Origin of the sequence: Silicimonas lutimaris (assembly GCF_047314965.1) — a bacterium.
Classification (GTDB): Bacteria; Pseudomonadota; Alphaproteobacteria; order Rhodobacterales; family Rhodobacteraceae; genus JAVJUV01.
The window spans coordinates 22,674-45,790 of record NZ_JBLBVK010000029.1 but is presented as its reverse complement, the minus strand read 5'-3'; the positions used below and the strand labels follow the sequence as shown (position 1 = coordinate 45,790).

At 61.6% G+C, this 23,117-nt stretch carries 20 protein-coding genes; 11 read left to right on the top strand and 9 right to left on the bottom strand.

Annotated features, from left to right (window positions below; all coding sequences use genetic code 11):
• A partial coding sequence (locus tag ACKLNI_RS02195; RefSeq protein ID WP_413717357.1) for an N-formylglutamate amidohydrolase occupies positions 1-657 on the bottom strand: 657 nt, incomplete at its 3' end.
• A gap of 114 nt (positions 658-771) precedes the next feature.
• Between ACKLNI_RS02195 and ACKLNI_RS02190 the strand changes: the two genes are divergently transcribed.
• Positions 772-1,635 carry a MurR/RpiR family transcriptional regulator gene (locus ACKLNI_RS02190; protein WP_413717355.1) on the top strand — a complete coding sequence of 288 codons (864 nt, stop codon included), beginning with the start codon at positions 772-774 and terminating at the stop codon, positions 1,633-1,635.
• A 10-nt stretch (positions 1,636-1,645) separates the two neighbouring features.
• On the opposite strand, the gene ACKLNI_RS02185 is transcribed toward ACKLNI_RS02190, so the two are convergent.
• Genes ACKLNI_RS02185 through ACKLNI_RS02165 form a run of 5 tightly spaced genes read right to left on the bottom strand, consistent with a single transcriptional unit; the run spans position 1,646 to position 7,907 of the window.
• Entirely contained in the window at positions 1,646-2,638 is a 993-nt protein-coding gene (locus ACKLNI_RS02185; RefSeq protein ID WP_413717354.1) for a 2-hydroxyacid dehydrogenase, read from the bottom strand.
• Positions 2,635-3,978: a (R)-1-hydroxy-2-aminoethylphosphonate ammonia-lyase gene (gene pbfA, locus ACKLNI_RS02180; protein WP_413717353.1), complete on the bottom strand. Its 1,344-nt coding sequence runs from the start codon at positions 3,976-3,978 to the stop codon at positions 2,635-2,637. Before pbfA ends, ACKLNI_RS02185 begins: the two co-directional genes overlap by 4 nt.
• Entirely contained in the window at positions 3,975-5,426 is a 1,452-nt protein-coding gene (phnY, locus tag ACKLNI_RS02175) for a phosphonoacetaldehyde dehydrogenase (RefSeq protein ID WP_413717352.1), read from the bottom strand. Before phnY ends, pbfA begins: the two co-directional genes overlap by 4 nt.
• On the bottom strand, positions 5,423-6,682 hold the full coding sequence (gene phnA / locus ACKLNI_RS02170; RefSeq protein ID WP_413717351.1) for a phosphonoacetate hydrolase: 1,260 nt from the start codon (positions 6,680-6,682) through the stop codon (positions 5,423-5,425). Before phnA ends, phnY begins: the two co-directional genes overlap by 4 nt.
• A gap of 46 nt (positions 6,683-6,728) precedes the next feature.
• A complete protein-coding gene (locus tag ACKLNI_RS02165) occupies positions 6,729-7,907 on the bottom strand; it encodes a 2-aminoethylphosphonate--pyruvate transaminase (RefSeq protein WP_413717350.1) in 1,179 nt (392 codons plus the stop codon).
• 124 nt (positions 7,908-8,031) lie between these two features.
• Here ACKLNI_RS02165 and ACKLNI_RS02160 point away from each other — a divergent pair, with 124 nt between their 5' ends.
• From ACKLNI_RS02160 to ACKLNI_RS02115, 10 genes are all read left to right on the top strand, one after another.
• Positions 8,032-8,886, top strand: coding sequence for a LysR substrate-binding domain-containing protein (locus tag ACKLNI_RS02160; protein ID WP_413717349.1), 855 nt, complete (start codon positions 8,032-8,034; stop codon positions 8,884-8,886).
• Between the two features lie 46 nt (positions 8,887-8,932).
• The gene (locus ACKLNI_RS02155; RefSeq protein WP_413717348.1) at positions 8,933-10,420 is read left to right on the top strand and encodes a sulfatase-like hydrolase/transferase; all 1,488 of its coding nucleotides are present in this window, start codon (positions 8,933-8,935) and stop codon (positions 10,418-10,420) included.
• Between the two features lie 261 nt (positions 10,421-10,681).
• Positions 10,682-12,721, top strand: coding sequence for an ABC transporter substrate-binding protein (locus ACKLNI_RS02150; RefSeq protein ID WP_413717347.1), 2,040 nt, complete (start codon positions 10,682-10,684; stop codon positions 12,719-12,721).
• Between the two features lie 119 nt (positions 12,722-12,840).
• Complete coding sequence (locus tag ACKLNI_RS02145; RefSeq protein WP_413717346.1) at positions 12,841-13,845, top strand: ABC transporter permease; 1,005 nt, start codon at positions 12,841-12,843, stop codon at positions 13,843-13,845.
• A gap of 17 nt (positions 13,846-13,862) precedes the next feature.
• Positions 13,863-15,026 (top strand): ABC transporter permease, encoded by a 1,164-nt coding sequence (locus ACKLNI_RS02140; protein ID WP_413717356.1) that lies wholly within the window; start codon positions 13,863-13,865, stop codon positions 15,024-15,026.
• Entirely contained in the window at positions 15,023-16,018 is a 996-nt protein-coding gene (locus ACKLNI_RS02135) for an ABC transporter ATP-binding protein (protein ID WP_413717345.1), read from the top strand. Before ACKLNI_RS02140 ends, ACKLNI_RS02135 begins: the two co-directional genes overlap by 4 nt.
• Positions 16,015-17,016 (top strand): ABC transporter ATP-binding protein, encoded by a 1,002-nt coding sequence (locus tag ACKLNI_RS02130; protein WP_413717344.1) that lies wholly within the window; start codon positions 16,015-16,017, stop codon positions 17,014-17,016. The genes ACKLNI_RS02135 and ACKLNI_RS02130 overlap by 4 nt, the downstream gene beginning before the upstream one ends.
• A gap of 101 nt (positions 17,017-17,117) precedes the next feature.
• The gene (locus ACKLNI_RS02125; RefSeq protein WP_413717343.1) at positions 17,118-18,011 is read left to right on the top strand and encodes an MBL fold metallo-hydrolase; all 894 of its coding nucleotides are present in this window, start codon (positions 17,118-17,120) and stop codon (positions 18,009-18,011) included.
• Positions 18,008-18,949 carry an MBL fold metallo-hydrolase gene (locus ACKLNI_RS02120; RefSeq protein ID WP_413717342.1) on the top strand — a complete coding sequence of 314 codons (942 nt, stop codon included), beginning with the start codon at positions 18,008-18,010 and terminating at the stop codon, positions 18,947-18,949. The genes ACKLNI_RS02125 and ACKLNI_RS02120 overlap by 4 nt, the downstream gene beginning before the upstream one ends.
• 67 nt (positions 18,950-19,016) lie before the next feature.
• Complete coding sequence (locus ACKLNI_RS02115; protein WP_413717341.1) at positions 19,017-20,081, top strand: YeeE/YedE family protein; 1,065 nt, start codon at positions 19,017-19,019, stop codon at positions 20,079-20,081.
• Between the two features lie 12 nt (positions 20,082-20,093).
• Here ACKLNI_RS02115 and hemA read toward each other — a convergent pair whose 3' ends face one another.
• The 3 genes from hemA to ACKLNI_RS02100 all read right to left on the bottom strand — a co-directional run bounded on the left by hemA (position 20,094) and on the right by ACKLNI_RS02100 (position 23,106).
• A complete protein-coding gene (hemA, locus tag ACKLNI_RS02110) occupies positions 20,094-21,317 on the bottom strand; it encodes a 5-aminolevulinate synthase (RefSeq protein WP_413717340.1) in 1,224 nt (407 codons plus the stop codon).
• 4 nt (positions 21,318-21,321) lie between these two features.
• Positions 21,322-21,753 (bottom strand): DUF302 domain-containing protein, encoded by a 432-nt coding sequence (locus tag ACKLNI_RS02105; protein ID WP_413717339.1) that lies wholly within the window; start codon positions 21,751-21,753, stop codon positions 21,322-21,324.
• Positions 21,754-21,843: 90 nt separating this feature from the next.
• Entirely contained in the window at positions 21,844-23,106 is a 1,263-nt protein-coding gene (locus ACKLNI_RS02100; RefSeq protein ID WP_413717338.1) for an FCSD flavin-binding domain-containing protein, read from the bottom strand.
• Between the last annotated feature and the right edge of the window lie 11 nt (positions 23,107-23,117).

The following is a 23,117-nucleotide window of genomic DNA, read 5'->3' as shown; positions in this document are numbered from 1 at the left end:
GATCATGACATTGCGCAGTCCGCGCGCCGTGGCATGTCTCGCCAGCGTGTGGGTGACGCCATCGGCTGCGGAATAGGGCTGATTGAGTTCGGTTCTGAAGCCGGGATCCGCGAAAGCCAGCATTGCGCGCGCCAGAGCAGGATCTGCGTCGTGGAGGAGGCCGAGTTCCGTTCGCCGCGGCTGGCCGAACCATTGGGGCGTGAAGGAATGGATGGTCACGAGCGCCGGTGCGGATGCGAAGCCATCGAGTGCGGCATCAAGCGTTGCGTGGAAGACATCGTAGACTTCACGCGTGCGGATCGCCCGGGCATCGGGGGTGAGATCGCGGTTACCGGGGATTTCTATCGTCTCCGTGCGCGAAGGCATCGCGTCTTCGCGTTCCGGCGGGCGGTTGCAGTCGTAGACAAGGCGCGAAACGCGGGCGAGGACCAGCGGCGCGTCGAGTCTGCTGGACAACTCCCGGGCCAGCGCCTCGGCGCCGATGTCCCACACTGCATGGCTGTAGCGGTCGCTGTCCGCGAGCCCCAGGTCGCCAAGGGAGGATGGAATGGCGGCGCTGGCATGCTCGCAGACAAGGCAAACCGGAGCGCTGCCTTTCGGGTTCACAACCTCAGCGGCAGGGCCGTCGTCAACGGAGAGAATCTGATTTGGCAGCATGTCGGTCACAAGTAGTATTAGTTACGGGGGACTCCGCCCTGTCAAGAATGTTTCGTAGACGTCGCTACGGTTTCGGTGTACGATGTAACGAATGCTTCAAAAGGTGGCACAAGTTTGAAACGGCCTGCGATCGTCAAGGACCGAATCCAGGACAAGACGGCCGACCTGACACCGGCCGAGAGGCTGCTGTCGGACATCCTCATGCGCGATTATCCGGTTGCCGGGTTGCAATCGATCACCAAGCTGGCGGATGCGGCGGGCGTTTCGACGCCTACGGTGATCCGGCTGGCGCGCAAGCTGGGATACGATGGCTTTCCGGAAATGCAGGCGGCCTTGAGGGACGAGGCCAGCGCACAGATCAAGCAGCCGATCCTCAAGCGCGAGGGTTGGCCGGAAGGGCGCAAGGATTCTCCCGCCTTTCGGGGGTTCGCCGAGGCGGTATTCGACAATCTGAACCACACCATCGAGCGGCTGGACCCGAAGACGTTCGACGCCATCGCGAAGTGCCTGGCTGATCCCAAGCGGCAGATCGTGATGTGCGGCGGACGGATCACCCGGTCCAACGCGGATTATTTCTTCAACCATCTTCAGATCATTCGATCCGGCGTCACGTTGCTTTCGCAATCGCCGAACGTCTGGCCGCAATACCTGCTGGACATGGGTCCGAAGACTGTGCTGGTCGTCTTCGATATCCGGCGCTACGAGGCGGATCTTGCGCGGCTGGCGACGCTGGCCAAGGAGCGCGGTGCGGTGATCGTTCTGTTCACCGACCAGTGGGGGTCACCGATTTCCAAGATTGCCGACCACGTCGTGAACGCGATGGTCGAGGTGCCTTCGAGCTGGGATTCGACGATTGCGATCAACTTGATCGTCGAGGCCCTGATCGCCGAAGTTCAGACGCGCCGATGGGACAAGGCGAGAGACCGGATCGAGTCGCTGGAGGAGATGTTCCGATCGACCCGGATATTCCGGAAATAGGCTCTTTGCCTCACGAATAACTTGCGCCCTTCTGACCCTGAAGGCGGGGATCCTTCGATCGGATCGTGACCGGGCGATTCTCGATCAGTTCCCGAAGCCGTGCCAGGGTGTCTTCTTCCAGCCGCGCCATTGCCTGATGCGTCCAGAAGGTGAGATGCGGCAGCAGGATGACGTTGTCGCGGTTCTGGAGTGGATGGTCCCTGGACAGGGGTTCACGTTCGAAAACGTCGAGACCCGCTCCCGCGATCCAGCCTTCATCCAAGGCGGAGATCAGGGCGGATTCATCGATGAGCGGGCCGCGTGAGACGTTGACGAGGATTGCGTCGGAGCGCATGAGCGCGAGTTCGTTCGCGCCGATGAGGTGCCGGGTCTCCTCGGTCAGAACGGTGTGGAGCGAGACGACGTCGGCGCGCTTCAGCAGGTCGCCGAGTGCCACACGCTCGGCACCGGCGGCTTGAAATGTGCTGTCCGGCTGATGCGGATCATGGGCGATCACATTCGCACCAAATCCCCTGCCGCACATCCGGGCCATGCTGTGTCCTATCCGGCCAAGTCCGACGAGGCCTACCGTGAGGCCCGAGAGGTCGCGGCCAAGCCAACGGGGTTCGGGCCATGTCCAGCCGTCGGTGCGCATCGCGGCGGTGAGCGCCGGCAGTTTGCGCAGGAGCGCCAGCATCAGGGTGAACGCGCCTTCGGCGACTGTGTTTTCGGCGTATTCGGGAACGTTGACGACGATGACGCCGTTCTTCTTGGCGGCGGGGATGTCGATGGCGTCGATGCCCACTCCATACTTCACGATGCCTCGAAGACGCGGTGCTGCCTCGATGACACGCCGGGTTATCGGCGTGTAGCACATCATCAGTATGTCGGCGTCATGGCAGACCCGGATCAGGTCGTCTTCTGCAATACCATCCGGCAAGAGGATCAGCTCGTGTCCTTCGTCGATGAGCAGGTCATCGAGAGTGGGAAGGTGCAGTTCCGCGTCTGTGCGGACGATCTTCATGCCGCCTCGCGGATGGCTGTTTCCACGATGGTCAGCGCGCGGTCGAGATCTGGCTCCGGGATCGTCAGGGGCGGGGACAGCGTTAGGACGTTTCCGGCGCTGATCTTGAAGGACAGACCGGCGGCCATGCAGGCATAGAGAATCTTCTCGGCCCTGTCGGGATCGGGCATCGTGTCGGCGTGATCCGCAAGTATGCTGACGCCGAACATCAGTCCGCGGCCTCGGATGTCGCCGACCCGTTGAAGCTGGCCGACACTTTGGCGAAGCCGGTCCATTGCGTTCGTGCCCAATCGCTCCGCGCGTTCCGTCAAGCCCTCGTCACGGATGATGTCGAGCGTTGTCAGCGCGGCGCGTGCCGTGACCGGGTTCTTTTCGTGGGTGTAGTGGCCAATAGCGAAATCGCCCGCCACGTCGAGATCCGCGCGTGCAAGTACCGCGGCGATGGGCAGCGTGCCGCCGCCCAATGCCTTGCCGATGACGATGATGTCTGGCGTCACGTCGTCATGGTCATGGGCGAAGAAACGGCCGGTCTTGCCAAGGCCGGTCGGGATCTCGTCCATAATGAGAAGCGTGCCGTGAGCCGTTGCGCTGACGGCGACCTGTTGCCAGTAACCAGCAGGCGGGACGACGGGCACGGCACGCATCGGCTCGCCTATGACCGCGGCAAAATCACCTTCACGGTTGAGGACGAAATCAGCCATTTTCGCGCAAGCCAGGCCACAGGTCTCGGGGCCCGGATGGCCGTAGGCGCAGTTCGTGCAGTTGAATGGAGCCACGTGCTCCGCGCCTGGCAGGAGCGGCCCGGCGATCTGGCTTCGGAACGTGGCCTCTCCCCCGACCGATGATGCACCGAAGCCGGCGCCATGAAAGCTGTCCCAGAAGGACAATGTCTTGAAGCGTCCGGTGGCGGCGCGGGCGATCTTCATCGCTACTTCGACCGCGTCGGAACCGCCGGTGGTGAAGAGCACCTTTGCGGGCCACGGGGCGAGATGCCCGAGACGTTCGGCCAGCTCGACGGAGACCTCGTTGGTGAACCGGCGGGGCGAGAAGGGCAGGGTGTCGAGCTGGTCCTTGATCGCCTTTATCAGTCGGGGATGGCCGTAGCCGATATGGTGAACCGAGTTGCCGTGGAAATCCATGTACCGGCGGCCCGCGGTGTCCTGGATCCAGATGCCTTCGGCCTTTGCGATGGTCGATGCACAGGGTGAGGAGAGCGACTGGTGCAGGAAGGCGTTTGCGTCCCGATCCAGGAGCGAGCGCGTTCTGTCGTCGGTCTCGCGCGCGGACCATTCGGCCCGCGCGGCAGAGGTGTTTGCTTCGCCTTCAGTATGGCGCCTCATGGCCACGGCAGCGAATAGGTTTTGACGTTGGTAAAGAATTTCATCGCTTCGAGAACGCCTTCCTTCACGCCGTTGCCACTGTCCTTGATACCGCCGAAGGGAGACATCTCGATCCGGTAACCGGGCTGTTCCCAGATGTTCACCGTACCGACGTTCAGCCCGGTGATGTAGGCCTGCGCACGCGGGAACGAATTGGTGCAGACGCCGGAGGAGAGGCCGAAGGCGGTGGAGTTGGAGATCTTCATTACCTCGGCATCATCATCCGGCACGCGGACGATCGGGACGATGGGGCCGAAGGTTTCCTCCATCACGAGTTCGCTGCCGTGGGGCACGTGGTCCACGACGATGGGCGGCAGGAGCGCTCCTTTGCGGCCCGGATCGTAGAGCACTTTGGCCCCCTGCTTCTCGGCGTCGTAAACGCGGCGCTCGAAGATCTCGGCGGCCTGTGCGTTGATCACGCAGCCGAGTTGCGTGTCCGGGTCCATCGGATCGCCAAAGCGGATGGCCTTGGCCTTTTCGAGGATGAGCGGGACGATTGCATCCGCGACGCTTTCCTGCACCAGGATGCGCTTGACCGCGGTGCAGCGCTGGCCGGAATTGCCTGTGGCGCCGGCCACGGCAATGGTGGCTGCCTTGTCGAGGTCGGCGCCGGTGAGATCGTTCAGGATGATCAGAGGATCGTTGCCGCCCAGTTCGAGCGCGGTGCGCTTGTAGCCCGCCTTCTCGGCGATCATCTTGCCGACCGGGACCCCGCCGGTAAAGGTGATGATGTCGATGTTGGGATCGGTGATCATTGCGTCGCCGATGTCCTTCGGCCAGCCGGTGACGATCTGGAACATCTCGGGGGGCAGGCCCGCTTCGTAAAGGATGTCGGCCAGCGTGATCGCGGTCAGCGGAGTCTGCTCGGTGGGTTTGCAGACGACACAGTTGTTGGTGGCGATCGCCGGAGCGATCTTGTGGGCAACCATGTTCAGCGGGTGGTTGAACGGCGTGATGGCGCTGATTGCTCGGACGGGCTCGCGCATCGTGTAGATCTTTCGCGCCTTGCCGTGGGGGGTCAGGTCGCAGGAGAAGATCTGGCCGTCGTCGAGGATGGCCAGCTGTCCGGCGAGCGTGAAGACGTCATAGCTGCGCCCGGTCTCATAGAGCGAATGCTGTTTGCATATGCCCAGTTCGAGGGTGAGCCAGTGGGCGATTTCCTCACGGCGCTCGCGGATTAGTTCGGCAGCACGGAACAGGATCTGCTGGCGCTCGTAGCGGGTCAGCTTGGGCTGATAGTTCGCTGCGATCTCGAATGCGCGGGCCGCATGGCTGGCGTCGCCGGCGGGAACGGTTCCGATCACCTCGTCGGTGTAGGGATAGCGAACCTCGATCACATCCTTGGTCGTGACCTTTTCGCCGCCGATGCGCATGGCTTCGTGGCGGATGGCTGTGTCGGGCTTGTTCATGCGGAGACCTCCTCGAGCGCGGCGGCGGTGCAGGCGTAGAAGAACGCGTCGAAATTGCGGAGGGCAGGGGCGCCGGGCATGTCGAGGACGCGGTTCACGATGAAGGGAACCTCCTGTTCGGTCAGGCCGCCGTGGCTGCGGAGAGGCTCTTTCAGCGCCGCAAGGTCATGGCGATGGGCCGAGGTCCCAATCGTCATGTTCTCGGTCGAAATCATCACCACGTCGCCGATCCGGTCGGCAGGGAGCTCGTATTTCTTGACGGCTTCCTCTTTCGTAGTGACCTCCATCATTTCGGGCAGGGCTTTGAGACGTGCGACGATGTCGGCGCGGTCTGCGCCCTCGGGCAGGTAGGCGGTGGCGAAGGAGCCGAGCGCGCCGTGATGGACAACGTAGGGGTCGGTGATGGGCAGGATCACGCGGGCAGCGGCTTTGCCCAGCCAGTCATCCATGAGGTCCTGCACGTAGATTACGGCGGGGCTGCCATCGGCCTTGTGCTTCGGCTTCATGCCATGATCAGCGGTGACGACGATGGCTGCGCCCATCGCGTCGAGTTCGGCAAGGTACCGGTCGAACATGGCGTAGAAGTCCTTTGCGCCATGCTCGTCAGGGGCGAACTTGTGCTGGATGTAGTCGGTCGTGGACAGGTACATGATGTCGGGCTTCCATTCGCGCAGCAGTTTGACGCCAGCGGCGAAGACGAATTCGGACAGGTCGGCTGAATAGACTTCGGGGACGGGCATGCCGAGCCATTCGCTGGCGTTGTCGATGCCATGCTCGGCTTTCGTCGTTTCGCCCGAACGCTCGGACGAGAAGGCGATGGCGCGATCCTCGTCGAACTTGAGCCCCGACCCGAGCAGGGCGCGCAGCTTGTCCTTGGCGGTGACCATGGCGACGCGGGCGCCAGCTTCGTAGAATTTCGAGAAGATCGTCGGCGCGCGCAGGAAGCGAACGTCGTTCATCATCACTTCTTCGCCGGTGTCCGGGTCGTAGAGGAAGTTGCCGCAGATACCATGTACACTGGGCGGGCGGCCTGTGGCGATGGAGAGGTTATTCGGGTTGGTGAAGGACGGAATCACCGAGTGCGCCAGGCGGTCCGTTCCCGTTGCGCGGATGCGTTTCAGCGTCGGCATCAGGCCTTCGGCGATGGCGACATCCAGATATTCCGGTTCGCAGCCGTCAAGGCAGATTGCGATCGCGCAGGTGCTCGGCGCGGGATAGGTGCGGTCGTTGGCGGAGACGTTTTCAGTGATCGGCATTCAGTCGGCTTTCTGTCGGCAAAGTGTATGGCAAGGTGTGTGGCAGTCAGGCGGCAAGCTTTCGCCGTTCTTCCAATGCGGAGGCGGGCGGAGCCGCGGAGGCGACTCCCATTTCGGTCAGAGCCTCGCCGGCGGCGGCAACAACGCGGCGCATGATGTCGTCATCCATCCGGCCGATGCAGCCAACGCGGAACGAGTCCACGACCGTCAGCTTCCCAGGGTAGATGATGAACCCGCGCGCCTTCATGGCGTCGTAGAATGCCTGGAACCGGAAGGCCGGATCAGCGGGGCAGAAGAAGGTGACGATGATCGGCGAGAGCCAGCGATCGGCAAGGAGCGTCTCGAACCCGAGGGCGCGCATGCCCTCGACCATGACGTCGCGGTTCCGGGTATAGCGGGCCAGCCGTCCGGGTGCGCCACCTTCGGCTTCGTGCAGGTCGAGCGCTTTCATGAAAGCTGCGACGGTGTGTGTCGGTGGCGTGAATCGCCACTGGCCGGTCTTCTCCATCGTGTCCCATTGTGCGTGCACGTCGAGGGCGAGCGAGTGGCTGTTCCCCTTGGCGGAGGCGATCTCGTCTTTTCGGGCGATCACGAAGCCGAAGCCCGGCACGCCCTCGATGCATTTATTGGCGGACGAGACGAAAGCGGTGCAGTTCAGCGCGATGGGATCGAGCGGCAGGGCACCGAAGGCGGACATGCTGTCGATCAGGAACTTGCGGCCGGCGGCATGTGTGACCTCGGCGATTTCCTCGATCGGGTTCAGGATGCCGGACGAGGTTTCGCAATGGATGGCCAGGACATGGGTGATGGCGGGATCGGCCGCCAGGATGTCCGCCACCTCGGCGCCGCGCGGCGGGAGGTAGTCGCCCTTGTCCAGAAGGTGGCACGCGCGGCCGAGGTATTCGAGGGTCTTGGCGGCGCGGAGGCCATAGGCGCCGTTGGCCAGCACCAGCACCTTGCCGTTTCTCGGCACGAATGAGCCAAGCATCGCTTCGACGCAATAGGATCCCGAGCCCTGTATCGGCACGCAGTCATAGTGGTTCGCACCCGGGCCGCAGAGCGCCAGCAGACGGTCGCGCAGCGCGCGAGTCATCGCGCGGAAGTCGTCGTCCCAGCTGCCCCAATCCTTGAGCATGGCTTCCTTGACCGAAAGTGCCGTGGTCAGGGGGCCGGGGGTCAGGAGAAAAGGTTCGCCAAGGGCGGGATTGGGAAAGGCATCGGTCATTGGGCCACTCCGTTGAACTTGGCGGGACCATTGCCTTTTGAGTGGCATATGTAAAATCTTACTTTTCTATTGATCCATAGATTTTTCTGATATCAACTGACAACAAGGGAAACCGGGGCGGACATTGCGGTACACTCAACTTCGCGCGTTTCATCAGGTTGCCCGCGCCGGCGGCTTCTCGCGGGCCGCCGATCTTCTGGGTCAGACCCAACCGGCAATCTCCGACCAGGTCAGGCGTCTGGAAGAGGCGCATGACGTGCTTCTGTTCCATCGCGAGCACCGGCAGGTGCGTCTGACCGAGGCGGGCGAGGGGTTGTTCCGCCTGACCAACCGTTTCTTCGAGACAGAGGACGAAATTGCCGCCTACCTGGATCAGAGCCGTGCGGCCGTAACCGGCCGGTTGCGGATCGTGGCGGACTCGGCGGTTCACATCACGCCGGCCATCGGACGGTTCCGGGTGGCGCATCCGGCTGTTTCGCTGTCTCTCTGGACGGGGAATACGGAGGATGTGTTGGCCCGCCTGCGGAATTATGATGCCGAGGTCGGCGTTGTGGGCAACCTGGGGCCGGCGCAGGATGTCGACCGTGTCGAACTTGGGCGCACGCCGATCGTGGCGATCGCGGCGCACGGGTTGTTGCCGGGCGAACCTGCCGAGATCCCTTTCGCCGATTTGCCCCGCTGGCCCCTTGTGTTTCGCGAGCCGGGATCTCGAACCCGTGCGCGGTTGGAGGCAGTCGCGGCGGAAGCAGGCGTGAGCCTGCGGCCGGTCATCGAGGTCGAGGGGAGAGAAGCGATGCGGGAAGTCGTGGCTTCGGGCGCCGGCATCGGATTTCTGTCCGATGCCGAATTCGGTCATGACACGCGCCTTCGGAAGGTTGCCCTTGGCGGTGTCGATGTCGGGATGACCGAGACACTGATCACCCTGACGGCCCGCCGCGACGTGCCGGCGATCCGGGCCTTCATGAACGTGTTGACTTGAGCCGCCAAGTTTCGTCGAAAACAGTGTGCGCGCCCTTGGAGACACCATGCCCGACAAACCGAACGTTCTTCTGATCATCGTCGACCAGCTTCGTGCCGACCTTCTGGATGGAAGACTGGCGGGGATCGCGGGGCTGAGGAACATGTCTGCGCTTGCCGAGGAATCCTGTACCTTCGCGCGCCACTATACCGTTGCCGCGCCGTGTGGCCCGTCGCGGGTTTCTCTGTTCACCGGGCAGTACGCGATGAACCACCGCGCAGTCCGGAACGGCACGCCATTGCGTCATGACACGCCCAACCTTGCCAGGGAAATGCGGGCCGCGGGATATGATCCGCTGTTGTTCGGCTATACGGACGTGACGCAGGATCCGCGTGTTCTGGAGCCGGATGACCCGAGGCTCTTGAGCTATGAGGAGCTTTTGCCCGGGTTTACCGAGGTTGTCCGGATGCGCCAGGAAACGGACGATACCGCGTGGCGCGAGCACTTGACGGGCAGGGGATACAAGGTGCCGGATGGTATGGCGCTATATGTTCCCGATGGCGAAACCGTCGCCGCGCCGGCCCTGTACAAGGCAGAGGACAGCGACACGGCTTTTCTGACTGACCGCTTCCTCGTTCGGATGGAGCGCGAGCCTGCGGGCTGGTTTGCAGCGCTGACCTATATCCGCCCGCACCCGCCGTTCGTGGCGCCGGCCCCGTACAACACGATGTTCGATCCCCTGAAGGTTCCGCAGCCGGTCCAGTCGCAGGACAACGCACCGCATCCTTTCGTCGAAGCGTTGCAGCGAACGAAGCGGGCGTCTTCGACTGTCGAGGGTTTTCCGAACCTTGATGAAAGCGAAGAGACGATTCAGCAGTTGCGGGCGCTTTACCTTGGCCTTGCCGCAGAAGTTGATCACCATATCGGGCGCGTGATTTCGTGGCTGAAAGCGTCGGGGCGTTGGGACGACACGATCCTTGTGGTCACGTCCGATCACGGTGAGATGCTGGGCGATCATGGCATCTGGGGCAAGGACACCTACCACGACGCGGCCTTCCACGTGCCACTGATGATTCGCGTTCCGGGCGAAGTGCCGGGTAGAATCACGGGCATGACCGAATCCATCGACGTGTCGCCCACGATCCTCGAGCTGGTCGGCGCACGGGTGCCGGATTCAATGAACGGTACAAGTCTTCTTCCGGCGATCAAATCCGGCAGTGGCGGCAGGGCTGTCAGCTTTTCGGAGATCGACTTTGGAGATCCGGTTTCCGGAACAGCATTGCAAAGGGAATTGGGTTTGTCCGCGCGCGAAGCCAACCTTGCGATCCTGCGCACCGAAACCCACAAACTGGTGCATTTCGCGGGCTCCTTGCCACAGGTGCTGCATGACATGACCGCTGCCGGGGAATTGCGCGATATTTCAGAATCGCCCGAGTCTCAGGCAATTTGTCTTGATTTGTCGCGCCAAATGCTTTGCCATCGCATGGTCCATCCGGAGAACACCTTCTCTCGAACAATGGTGGTTGACGGAGGCGTTAAGACGGGATCCGCTTGAAGGGGCGGGTCTGGATTTTGGGGGGCGTCATGCTGCTGTTACGGAAAGGCGTCAGTCAACGCTTGCCCGGACGTGAAGATGCCGCTGCAAATGGGGAATGAAGGGGACAGGTTATCCGGTATGGCCACTGGCGTTAAATTCGCATCGCGTCTGGCGCTATGTGAATTCTGCCGTGACCTTAACCTTCAATTGCGCCGCAAGGACGCCAACTCGGCCGGCTCATGACCGACCGGACAAAAAAACGATGCAACAGGAGTGAAGATGAAACGGATACTTCTTTCAGGCGCGGCCATGGTCGTTCTGCCTGGCATGGCCTTGGCCAACTGCCCGGGAATCACGGTCGCCGACATGGGGGGGGTCGCTGCGGGCGCATTCCCTCAGCAATATGAACTTGCCGAATTCCAGTCAGCCGCGGGTTGCACGATGGAATTCTCGGGCAACCCTGATGCGGGTGCGCTGAATGGCCGGATAAAGGGCAACGGCGACCTCCCTGCGTTGGCTGATCGCCTTCCTGCCGAGCCCCTGGTCGTGGTGCCCTACGAGTCGGTTGGCAAGTACGGCGGCACTCTCGATGCGCTGTCCAACGCCACCGAGGCCGGCACGTCTGACTTCCTGTCCACGCGTCACGTGAACCTTGTGCGCTATGCGGACGACCTGCAGACCATCGTGCCGAACGTCGCGAAGTCGTGGTCATGGAATGACGACTTCACCCAGCTGACCTTCACGCTTCGCGCAGGTCACAAATGGTCGGACGGCGCTCCGTTCACTTCGGCTGACGTGAAGTTCTGGCATGACAACATCATGCTGGATTCGAACATCAACGAGACCCCGAAGGACTATGTGCTGGTCGGTGGCGAGCAGATGACGGTTGATACGCCGGACGACGTGACGGTGGTGTTCAACCTGCCTGCACCGAAGCCGGGTCTGCTTGCCCACTTCGCGACGTCCTATGCCCAGGGCTTCCAGCCGAAGCACTTCCTGGGACAGTTCCATCCGGGCGTGAACCCTGACGCGGATTCCTATGCGCAATCGCTTGGATTCGAAAACGGCTATGACGCGATCCTGGCCTATTACGGAAACTCGGACTGGACCGACACGCCGTCGCCGCTTCTGTCGCGGCCGGCCATCGTGGACGGTCTGCCGAAAGCCGTGGTGCCGACGCTGGAAAGCTTCCTCACCGTTTCCGATACCACCGAAGGCCGCCACTATGTGGCGAACCCTTATTTCTTCATGGTGGACACGACGGGACAGCAGCTGCCCTACATCTCGGAGCAGGATGAGCTGTACAAGAACGACAACGAGGTTCGCATCCTGTCGGTGATCAACGGCGAAGTGGACTACAAGGCCCAGTCGCTGCAGCTTGCTTCGGCACCGCTTCTTCTGGAGAACCAGGAAAAGGGGAATTACACGGTTCAGCTGAACCCCGACATCGCCTTCCCGACACTTTCGTTCAACGTCACGTCGGAAGACATGGCCAAGCGCGAGTTGTTCGGAAACGTCGAGTTCCGCCGTGCCATGTCGGTGGCCATCGACCGCGACCAGATCAACGAGGTCGCCTATTTCGGTCAGGGCAGGCCGCTGCAATATAACGGTTTCTCGCCTTTGCCGGACTTCATGCCGGCCGAGCTTGAGACGGCATATGCCCAGTACGACCCGGCCATGGCCAATGCCATGCTGGACGAGGTGGGCATGGTCGATACCGACGGTGACGGAATGCGCGAACTGCCGAATGGCGACAAGTTCGTGCTGAACCTGCAGTTCGCGACGCAGGGCGCACCCGGCGAGCTTGCACAGCTGGTGGCTCAGAACTGGACCGATGTGGGCGTCGAGACCACTGTGAAGGAAGTGACGCCGGACGAGTACCGGTCGGCACAGTCCGCTAACCAGCTTGACGTCATGATCTGGCGCAAGGGTCAGCCGCTTGCCCTGCACCTTGGCGACAACACCTACTGGGTTCCACCGTTCGACGGTTACTTCGACATCCGCACCGGCATGCTCTGGGCCGAATACCTGGAGTCTGGCGGAGCGAGTGGCGTGGAGCCGCCGGCATGGGTGAACGAGATGATCGCCGACGTGAACGCGTTCCAGTCCGCTCCGATCGGTTCTGACGAACAGAAGGCGCTGGCGACGAAGCTTGCCCAGAAGATGGTGGACGAGATGTTGTTCATCGGTACGGTGCTTGCGCCGGCTCCGTTGATCCACAACAACGACCTGAAGAACTTCACCCAGTTCAAGACAACGTCCTACGAATACTACAGGACGTTCCCGTATCTTCCCGCCCAGTGGTGGCTGGACGAATAAGGGCCAGAACGGTCTGACGAATGCCGCGGGCGGGTCACTCGCCCGCGGACACCTGCAAAGGATGGTGCCGACGACCCGGACCGAACCGGGCAAGGCAAGGGTGCGATGGGGACGCCTGAATGCTGAACTTCGCGAGATTCGTGGCCACGCGGGCGGTCATGGCGATGATCACGCTTATCATCGTGTCACTTGTCGTTTTCTCGCTCATGGAACTGGTGCCCGGCGATTGCGCCGAACGCTACCTGGCTTTCAAGAATACGCAGGGCTCGACGATTTCGCTGGCCGACATCGAGAACGAGCGCATTCGCCTTGGGCTGGATCGCCCGTTCATGGAGCGTTGGGCGAAGTGGATCGTGGGCGCGTTTCAGGGTGAATTCGGCGACAGCTGCATCCTTCGCGTCAATATCGCCCAGCTTCTGGGTGACAAATTCTGGCTTTCGCTTGCGGTTTGCCTGGCGTCGCTGGCGCTGGCCTATGCCATTGCGGTCCCGGTCGGCATCATCGCCGCCGCTTCGAACAACGCGCTTCTGAACAACTCGTTGCGCATTGTAAGCTACCTTGGCCTGGCAATGCCCAACTTCCTTCTCGCGTTGATGATCATGCTCTTTTCAACCGTTTGGTTCGGAGAGACTCTGACGGGGCTGTTTTCGGCCGAGTACCGGGATGCTCCGTGGACGTGGGGGAAGGTTCTGGACCTGCTGAAGCACGCGTGGTTGCCGATCTTCATCCTTGGCTGGTCGGCGACAGCTTTTGCGCTTCAGACCGTCCGCGCACTGATGTCGGATGAGATCGGCAAGCTTTATGTCACCGCCGCGGCCGCGCGGGGTGTGCATGGGCGCAAGCTTCTCTGGAACTATCCCGCGCGCCACGCGTTGGGACCCATCGTCAACTCGCTTGGCTTCGACCTGAACCGGATCTTCAACGAGTTGCCGATCGTGGCGCTGATCCTGACGCTGACGGATGCCGGCGCGCTTTTGATCGAGGCGCTGGCGCGGTCGAATGACCAGCAGCTTGCTGGCGCGATCATCTTTCTGCTGACTGCGTCGATCGTGGCGCTGAACTTCTTCACCGATGTCCTGCTCGCGGCACTGGATCCGCGGGTTCGCAAGAGTATCGTACGATGACCGACGCACCCGATCCGATGAACATGAAAACCGTATCGGCCCAGGTCGCGGGGATGGATGATTCTGCCGAACGCCGGGCCAAGGAGGCGTATTTCACAGCGTCTCAGAGCCAGTTGATCTGGAGCAGGTTCAAGAAGCAGCGCTCGGCGATGATCGCTGCCATCGTGCTGTTGGTTATGGTCGTTTCGGGAATTTTCGCGCCTTTCCTGTCGCCCTATGATCCCACCGTCGCGGGGCGCAACAAGGACTACCTGAACGGCGCGCCCACGATCCCGCAGTTCTGCGACAAGAACGGCTGTTCGCTTCGCCCGTTCCTGCATACGGTCGAACGCGTGCGGTCGATCGAGACGAACTTCCGCTGGGTCGAGAAGGTGAACGAGGACGAGCGCAGATACGTTCAGTTCTTCGTCGAGGGAGCGCCTTACAAGCTACTGGGCTTCATCCCGATGAAAACCCGGTTGTTCGGCATGGACCAAGGGGCGATCCACCTGTTCGGGACCGATGCAGCTGGCAAGGACATCTTTTCCCGCACGCTTCACGCGATCTGGACCTCGCTTCAGGTTGGCAGCATCGGTGTGTTCATCGCGTTCTTTCTTGCGCTCATCATAGGAGGGGTGTCCGGCTATTACGGCGGCTGGATCGACGGGGTGATCCAGATGATCACGGATGCCGTCCGAACCGTTCCGGCAATTCCCCTGTTCATGGCGGTTGCGGCCTTCATGCCGCCGGAGTTATCGGCCGAACAGCGGTTCTTCTATATATCTCTGATCCTTGGATTCATCGGCTGGCCCACGCTTGCCCGGCGGGTGAGGACACATCTTCTGACTGAGAGAAACCAGGAATACGTGCTGGCGGCCCAACTGTGCGGCGCGTCATCCTCGCATGTCATCCGGCGGCATCTTCTGCCCAGTTTCACAAGCTACATCATCGTCGACCTGGTGATCTCGTTTCCCTACATGGTTCTCTCCGAAACCGCCTTGTCGTTCATCGGGCTTGGCCTGAAGGATCCTGTCTCGTCTCTGGGCGTGATGCTGCAGAATGCGACGAGCGCCGACGTCATGCTGAACTATCAGTGGTACTTCATTCCCGTTCTCTTCTTCATCGCTCTCGTGATGGCCTTCGTCTTCGTGGGCGATGGACTGCGCGACGCCGCCGATCCCTATTCGGAGGCGAACAAATGAGCGCGCTGATCGACGTCGAGAACCTGACGCTGCAATTCAGAACAGACGAGGGTCTGATCACCGCAGTCGATGACGTGTCCTTTTCGCTGAAGAAAGGCGAGGTCATGGGGCTGGTGGGCGAGTCGGGTTCAGGCAAATCCGTGACGGCGAAGTCGCTGATGCACCTGAACGCCCGGAATGCGGTTTACACGCCCGAGTCGAAGATCACGCTTCATACGGAAGACGGGCCGGTTGACGTTCTTTCGCTGAAGCGCCCGTCGGAACTGAAGGTCGTGCGGGGCGGTGCGATCTCGATGATCTTCCAGGAGCCGATGGCCAGTTTCGCGCCGGCCATCACGATCGGCAAGCAGATGGTCGAGCAGTTGCAGCTGCATTCGGACATGTCGAAGGCCAAGGCCAAGGAGATCTCTGTCGAGATGCTGGACAGGGTGGGGATCTCGGACGCGTCAAGGCGTTTCGATCAGTACGCCTTCGAGCTGTCGGGTGGCATGCGGCAGCGAGCGATGATCGCCATGGCACTCTCCACCAAGCCCAAGCTGCTGATCGCCGACGAGCCGACAACAGCGCTGGACGTGACCATCCAGGCGCAGGTGATCGACCTGATGAAAGACCTGGTGAACGAGTTCCACATGGGCATCATCTTCATCACCCATGACCTGGGAGTCGTGGCGCAGACCTGCGACCGGGTGAACGTGATGTACCTTGGCCGGCTGATCGAAGAAGGGCCCGTTCGGGAAGTTATCCGAAATCCGAAACATCCCTACACGCAGGGACTGATTTCAGCGCTTCCCAAGCTGGATGATCTGGACGCGCCGCTGACGCCCGTACCCGGGGACATTCCGTCGCCGCTGGAGCGTCCTGCGGGCTGCGTCTTCAATACCCGATGCTCACAGATCGTCGGGCCCGAATGCTCCAGCCGCCTGCCGCACGAAATCAACGTAAATGCGGATCACAAGGTGGCATGTCACATCTACCGGGAGGCAGCGGAATGACGGAGACCCTGATCCGCGCCGAGAACCTTTCCGTCGGCTTTCAGATCGGAAAGGGCTTGTTCAACAAGTTCACGTTGAAGGCCGTCGACAACGTCACCATTCACATCGAGAAGGGCAGCTTCTTTGGTCTGGTCGGCGAGTCCGGGTCGGGCAAAACGACCCTTGGACGCGCTCTTCTGAAGGCGGTACCGATCACCGGGGGAAACGCGCATTATTCGGACGGCGAGGTCGAGTATGATCTCGAGAAGATCAGCAAGGAACAGCTGAAAGACTATCGCAAGCGCGCTCAGCTGATCTTCCAGGACCCATACGCGGCACTGTCACCCCGAATGACCGTGCGCGACATCATAGCCGAACCGCTGGAGGTCATGGGCATCACCAGGACGCGGGCAGAAACCGATGCCCGGGTCCGAGAGATCGCCGCGAAGTGCAGGCTGAACCTTGAGCACCTGCGGCGGTTCCCGCACGCGTTTTCCGGTGGCCAGCGCCAGCGGATCTCTATTGCGCGCGCTTTGGTGTCCGATCCGAAGTTCGTCGTGGCCGATGAGAGCGTGGCGGCGCTGGATGTGTCGATCCAGGCGGACGTCTTGAACTTGCTGAAGCAGCTTCAGAAGGATCTGGGACTGACCTTCATGTTCATCAGCCATGACCTGTCGGTCGTGGCGCATACATGCGACCACGTGGCTGTGATGTACCTTGGCCGGCTGGTCGAAACGGCGCCGACACGCAAGCTTTTCGCCGCTCCACGACATCCCTACACAAAGGCTCTCTTCTCGGCGATCCCATCGCTGGACCCCGATGATCGCGGTAAGGCTCAGAAGCTGGAGGGCGAGATCCCTTCGCCGACGAACCAGCCCCCGGGGTGCAAGTTCCACACGCGCTGCCCCCATGCGATCGATGTCTGCAAGTCCGTGGAGCCCCAGCTGGAGGGCGACGGATCAGGCCATGAAGTGTCCTGCCATCGCTGGAAGGAACTGATGGAGACCATTCCCGCTTAACATAATTCATGTTATGCGGGGCAACGAGGCTGTGCTTTGTTGTTGCCTTCTGTCCCTTGATTCATCATATTCGATTACATGAATTTAAGGGAGGAACGGTGATGCGTCTGACTCGCAGAACCTTTGGCCTTGGAGCCGCATTTTCGCTTGTCGCTGGTAAGTCCATCGCGCGCATGGCCGTCGGCTCGGGGACGCTGACCACGGTCAGCGACGGATATCTTGTCTTGCCCGCCGATTTCACCCTTGGCGCCCTACCCGAGGCTGACCGGTCCATGGCCCGTGAGATCGCCGGAATCACTGGCGACACGGTCGAGACACCCTGCAACCTGACACTTTACCAGGACGGGGAGCGGACCATTCTGTTCGATGCGGGATCGGGTGCGAACTTCATGCCGAGCGCAGGCACGATCCTGGACAGCCTCGAAGCGGCCGGTGTCGCGCCGGAGGACGTGACGGACGTGGTTTTCACGCATGCCCATCCCGATCACATCTGGGGCGTACTGGATGATTTCGATGAGCCCCTGTTTTCCGAGGCCACCCATCACATCGGACAGGACGAGGTCGACTACTGGCTGAACCCCGCAACGGTCGATGAGATCGGCGAGGCCCGCGCATCTTTCGCCGTGGGCGCAAGGAACCGGCTGGAGGCTATCTCGGATGGCCTCAATACCTTCTCCGACGGCGATACGGTGGTACCCGGCGTGGTCGCGCGCGCCACTTATGGTCATACGCCCGGGCACATGGCGTTCATGGTCAGCGATACTGCGCTGATCGTTGGTGATGCGATCGGCAACGGCCACCTTGCCCTGCAGAAGCCCGGTTGGGCGTCGGGCGCGGATCAAGATGTGGAGGCCGGAATCGTGACTCGGCAGGCGCTGCTTGCCGAGTTGGCGGATACGGGTCTGCTGATGGTCGGTTTCCATCTGCCTGCTGGCGGATTGGGCCGGATCGAGGCGGCCGGCGATGGATATCGCTTCTTGGAGGAAGCATCATGATCCGGGCTTTGATCCTTGCGCTGATTGCGGCGCCCGCATTCGCATCCGAGGAAATCGCGGATCAGTATCCAAACTCGCCCCTCTACGCCAAGCCCGTCGAATTCATTCCCGGCGTCTGGTCCGCGATCGGGGCCACGGCGCCGCCGACTTATGAGAACACGGGACACAATAACAACCTGTCCTTCATCGTCACTGGCGAAGGCGTTGTCGTTATCAACGGAGGCGCGGCCTATGTGCTGGCGGAAGCGCTGCATCAGGAGATCAAGGCCATCACCGACCAGCCGGTGGTTCTTGTGTTCAACGAGAACGGGCAAGGTCATGCCATGCTGGGCAATAGCTATTGGCAGGAACAGGGTGTGAAGATCGTAGCCCATGAAGATGCCGCCTCGGAATTCGAGGCCCATGGCGACCAGATCCTCGTGGGGATGCGGGCCTATAATCGCGACAAGGCAGAGGGCACCGAGGCGGTGCAGCCGACCGAGACCTTCGCCGACGAATATATCGTCGAGCTTGGAGATTTCAGGATCGAGGCGCGCTATCTGGGGCCGGCGCATTCGCCGGGCGACATCGTCGTATGGCTTCCGAACCAAAGTCTGGTGATCTCGGGCGACATGGCCTTTCACGAGCGCATGCTGCCGATCTTCGAGGATACGATCACGGCCGACTGGCTGGAGACCTGGGACAACGAATTCGAGGTGCTGGATGCCACCTACGTGATCCCGGGTCACGGGCACCCGACGAACATGGATCAGGTCCGACGCTACACGAAGGATTACCTGGTCTGGATAAGGGACCGCATCGGTGAACACATCGATGCGGGAGGGGATCTGGCGGGGGCGTACTACGTCGATCAAACACCGTTCCAGAATCTCGATACGTTCGAGGAACTGGCGACGAAGAATGCAGGCCGGGTCTTCGAGCAGATGGAGTGGGAGTGACGGTGCTTGATCCAAATCATGCCTGACCTCCCCTGCCTCTGGTACCCCCGCGCCAAAGGAATTTGTCATGTTGGAAACGCTTCTCGAAAGATGGGGTGACGGGGTTGTCCTGGCGCTGGCCGGGCTGACCACCGGGCTGATTTTTGGCGTCGCGGCCCAGCATTCGCGCTTCTGCCTGCGCGCCGCTACCGCCGAAGTCGCCGAGGCCCATCCCGCAGACCGGATGGCCATCTGGCTGATCGCCTTTTTCTCGGCATTGATAGCAACCCAGCTTGCCGTTCTCGCCGGGATTCTGGATGTTTCGTCCGCGCGCCAACTGGCGGCGACCGGCAGTCTGAGCGGAGCGATCATCGGAGGGCTGCTGTTCGGATCAGGGATGATCCTCGCCCGCGGATGCGCAAGCCGGCTACTGGTTCTCTCGGGAACCGGAAACCTGCGCGCCCTGATCGCAGGACTCGTGGTAACTCTGGTCGCGCAGGCGTCCTATCGCGGCGTTCTTGCACCGGCACGGGAATGGGTGGCGGGGCTCTGGACTATCACGGGTGGCATCGACCGGGACCTGATGGTGATCTTCGGGCTTTCGCGGACAGCAGTGATCCTTATCGGCCTCGCGGGCCTCGGACTTGGCATGGTCATGGCCTTCCGGCACAGCGTGGCCGTGAGCCGGACCATTGCGGGTGTTTTCGTCGGTCTGGCGGTCGCATTGGGTTGGTGGCTGACATGGATGATCGCATCGACCTCGTTCGAAGTCGTACCCATTTCCAGCGTCACGTTCACGGGCCCCTCGACGGACACGCTGATGGCGCTGGTCGCCGAACGCTCGATGGCGCTGAATTTCGGCATCGGGCTGGTTCCCGGTGTCTTTCTCGGATCGGCGCTGATGGCCGCCATAGCCGGTGAGTGGAAGATCCAGCGTTTTGGAGCGGACACGCCGATGGAGCGGTATCTGGTCGGAGCCGTGATGATGGGGTTCGGCGCGATGCTGGCCGGAGGCTGCGCCGTAGGCGCAGGCGTTTCAGGCGGCGCAATCCTGTCACTGACGGCATGGATCGCCGTTGCCGCGATGTGGGCCGGCGCCCTGCTTACAATCTTCGTGTCGAATGGGTTTCAGACCAGCGCGACGCCGGCCTGACCGCGTTTGAACCTACTGGGCCGCCATCGGGCGGCGCGCGAGCTGGCACTGTGTCCAGAGATCGCAAAGCGCGTTGACCAGCTTGTCGACATCCTCGGCCTTGTGAACCGGCGACGGGGTGATCCGCAGGCGCTCGGTTCCCTTGGGGACCGTCGGATAGTTGATCGGCTGAATATAGATCCCGTGTTTTTCCAGGAGGAGGTCGGAGATGTATTTACACTTCACCGGATCGCCGACCATCACCGGAATGATGTGACTTGGGTTCTTCACGTGGGGAATGCCCAACGCGTCAAGACGTTCGCGAACCTCGGCGACACGCGACTGATGCGCCTCACGCTCGGTTCCGGAGGCCTTGAGGTGCCGGATCGAGGCCGCTGCACCGGCAGCAACGTGGGGCGGCAAAGCGGTGGTGAAGATGAAGCCGGAGGCGAAAGAGCGCACGAAGTCGCAAAGCGCGGCTGATGCGGCGATATACCCGCCGACAACGCCGAAGGCCTTGCCAAGGGTGCCCTCGATTATGGTCAGCCTGTCCATCAGGCCTTCGCGTTCAGCAACACCGCCGCCGCGCGAGCCATACATGCCAACGGCATGCACTTCGTCGAGATAGGTCATCGCGCCGTACTTGTCGGCAAGGTCGCAGATTTCCTTGATCGGAGCGATGTCGCCATCCATCGAATAGACGGATTCGAACGCGATCAGCTTTGGCGCATTTGCGGGAAGCGCCTGAAGCCTGGCCTCGAGGTCTTCGAGATCGTTGTGCTTCCAGATCACCTTCTGGGCGCGGCTGTGACGGATGCCTTCGATCATAGAGGCATGGTTCAGGCTGTCGGACAGGATCACCAGCCCCGGAATCTTCGCGCCAAGGGTCCCAAGAGCGGCCCAGTTCGAAACATATCCGGAGGTGAAGAGGAGTGCCGCTTCCTTGCCATGCAGGTCGGCCAGTTCCGCCTCGAGTTCCACGTGGTCGTGGGTCGTCCCCGAGATGTTGCGCGTGCCCCCTGCCCCGGCGCCAGAGCGGTCGAGCGCCTTGTGCATCGCGGCGAGGACTTCGGGATGCTGTCCCATTCCAAGATAGTCGTTGGAACACCAGATCGTCACATCCGAGGCACCCTGCCCGTTGCGGCGTGTTGCATGCGGGAACTCTCCGCGATGCCGTTCGAGGTCGGCAAAGACCCGATAATTGCCTTCATCCCGAAGCGCCTGAAGCTGTTCCTCGAAAAACGACTGGTAATCCATAGACTTATTCTCCCCCCGCCTCGGTGACGATTTCCTTGAGCAATGACTCGACCCTATCCATCGGTCCGTCAGGGTAATTGCGGTGCCCGATGGTGACGCTCCCGTCACGCTCGGCGACGTAGATGCCGTACGGGCAGTGCACGATATTCGCCGGGTCGGCTTCCATCACTTCGCGGCTGACCACGGCAGAGCAGAAGATGAAGATCTGTGCGTTGTCGAAGAGCTTTGTATCGCTGCCCACGTCGGCGCCGGTGCGCGCAAGCATCTCGCCCACGTGGCTGATGTAGTCGATCACGAGACCCTTGCCGACAATCGCCGACTCGACAGCGAATGCGGCGTCGTCGTAGCTGCCATCAAAGCTGTAGGTGATGGCCTCCTGCGCATATGTAGCAGTACCGATCGCCGTGGCGATCAAAGCGGTTGCAAGCGACTTCATGGCTCCCTCCCTTTGCAGGTTCGATTTCAACCTAGCCCGCATAGCCGGCCGGGCCTTGATCCATGTCAGGCCCGACCGAGTTTCAACGTGTCAGCCGAACATGTCGGAGGTGATCCCCGCGTACCAACCTTCCGATTCTTCGTAGGTGGCCTTGCGAAGTGCTGCGTCTTCGCCCGTCTGGCTGACGAAGCCACCCGTGGACGCTATCTTGCCGTCTGCTGGCTCGTAGTTCGCGCCGACCTTGACGCCATCGTTCTCGGAAATGAGTGACCAGCAGGTGTTCGAGAACTTCGCCGGGAACACGCGACTTCCGGTCAGCGCGCCACGTACCGCATTCGCGCAGACCTTCGCCTGGCTATTGGCCGAGAAGCCCGACTTGGGCATGTCGCCCTGCGCTGCGGCATCGCCGAGGACATAGATGTCCGGATCGGCCTTGGTGGACATATCCTCGGGGTTGACCGGGGCCCAGTTGCCATCGGTGACACCGGCAATTTCCGCGATCCGCCCGGCCTTCTGGGCCGGGATCACGTTGACGACATCGGCCTGTTCCACGCTGCCGTCGATATCGACGGTCATGTCCGCCGCGTTGACCGAGACGTTGCCGCCGCCGAAATCGGGACCGATGCGTTCGACCATTCCGCCATAGTGGTTTTGCCAGCCTTCCTCGAAGAGCGCCTGTTTCGAATAGCTCTCTTTCGGATCCGCAATGAGGATCTTGGCTGTCGGGTTGGTCTGCTTGAGCGTGTATGCGATCATCGAGATCCGCTCATAGGGTCCGGGCGGGCAGCGATAGGGGTTCGGTGGCGCGACCATGACGAACAGGCCACCTTCGCGCATGCCCATCACCTGTGCCTTCAGAAGCTCAGTCTGAGAGCCCGCCTTGTAGGCATGGGGCATCGCGTTCTGCGCAGAGAGATCCCAGCCGGGAACGGAGCCTTCGACAAAATCGATGCCTGGGCTGAGAATGAGCTTGTCGTAGGGAACCGATGCACCGCCCGCAAGGGTGACGGTCTTGGCGTCCCGGTCGACACCGATTGCATAGTCGTGGACGACGTTGATCCCGTATTCCGAGGCCAGCGTGCCGTAGCTATGGCCGAGATCGGACATCTGCTTGAAGCCGCCGAGATAGAGGTTCGAGAAGAAGCAGGTGTAATAGGTGCGTGTCGGTTCGATCAGCGTGACATCGATTTCGCCGTCGCTGTCCTTTGCGATGTAACGAGCCGCTGTCGCGCCCCCTGCCCCGCCGCCGACTATAACGACGCGTGGTTTGCCGTGACCGGCTGCGCGAACCATCGGTGCCGCGAGTGACGCAGCAACCGAGGCGCCGAGGAAAATTCGTCTGTTCAATATCATGTTGGTCCTCC

What these genes read in the sequence shown, in the direction of transcription:
- ACKLNI_RS02125 (WP_413717343.1), top strand. Translation starts at nt 17,118, where the DNA reads ATGCGTCTGACTCGCAGAACCTTTGGCCTTGGAGCCGCATTTTCGCTT.
- ACKLNI_RS02140 (WP_413717356.1), top strand. Translation starts at nt 13,863, where the DNA reads ATGAACATGAAAACCGTATCGGCCCAGGTCGCGGGGATGGATGATTCT.
- ACKLNI_RS02165 (WP_413717350.1), bottom strand. Translation starts at nt 7,907, where the DNA reads ATGACCGATGCCTTTCCCAATCCCGCCCTTGGCGAACCTTTTCTCCTG.
- phnY (WP_413717352.1), bottom strand. Translation starts at nt 5,426, where the DNA reads ATGAACAAGCCCGACACAGCCATCCGCCACGAAGCCATGCGCATCGGC.
- ACKLNI_RS02100 (WP_413717338.1), bottom strand. Translation starts at nt 23,106, where the DNA reads ATGATATTGAACAGACGAATTTTCCTCGGCGCCTCGGTTGCTGCGTCA.
- ACKLNI_RS02115 (WP_413717341.1), top strand. Translation starts at nt 19,017, where the DNA reads ATGTTGGAAACGCTTCTCGAAAGATGGGGTGACGGGGTTGTCCTGGCG.
- hemA (WP_413717340.1), bottom strand. Translation starts at nt 21,317, where the DNA reads ATGGATTACCAGTCGTTTTTCGAGGAACAGCTTCAGGCGCTTCGGGAT.
- phnA (WP_413717351.1), bottom strand. Translation starts at nt 6,682, where the DNA reads ATGCCGATCACTGAAAACGTCTCCGCCAACGACCGCACCTATCCCGCG.
- ACKLNI_RS02105 (WP_413717339.1), bottom strand. Translation starts at nt 21,753, where the DNA reads ATGAAGTCGCTTGCAACCGCTTTGATCGCCACGGCGATCGGTACTGCT.
- ACKLNI_RS02185 (WP_413717354.1), bottom strand. Translation starts at nt 2,638, where the DNA reads ATGAAGATCGTCCGCACAGACGCGGAACTGCACCTTCCCACTCTCGAT.
- ACKLNI_RS02155 (WP_413717348.1), top strand. Translation starts at nt 8,933, where the DNA reads ATGCCCGACAAACCGAACGTTCTTCTGATCATCGTCGACCAGCTTCGT.
- ACKLNI_RS02135 (WP_413717345.1), top strand. Translation starts at nt 15,023, where the DNA reads ATGAGCGCGCTGATCGACGTCGAGAACCTGACGCTGCAATTCAGAACA.
- ACKLNI_RS02150 (WP_413717347.1), top strand. Translation starts at nt 10,682, where the DNA reads ATGAAACGGATACTTCTTTCAGGCGCGGCCATGGTCGTTCTGCCTGGC.
- ACKLNI_RS02120 (WP_413717342.1), top strand. Translation starts at nt 18,008, where the DNA reads ATGATCCGGGCTTTGATCCTTGCGCTGATTGCGGCGCCCGCATTCGCA.
- ACKLNI_RS02145 (WP_413717346.1), top strand. Translation starts at nt 12,841, where the DNA reads ATGCTGAACTTCGCGAGATTCGTGGCCACGCGGGCGGTCATGGCGATG.
- ACKLNI_RS02130 (WP_413717344.1), top strand. Translation starts at nt 16,015, where the DNA reads ATGACGGAGACCCTGATCCGCGCCGAGAACCTTTCCGTCGGCTTTCAG.
- pbfA (WP_413717353.1), bottom strand. Translation starts at nt 3,978, where the DNA reads ATGAGGCGCCATACTGAAGGCGAAGCAAACACCTCTGCCGCGCGGGCC.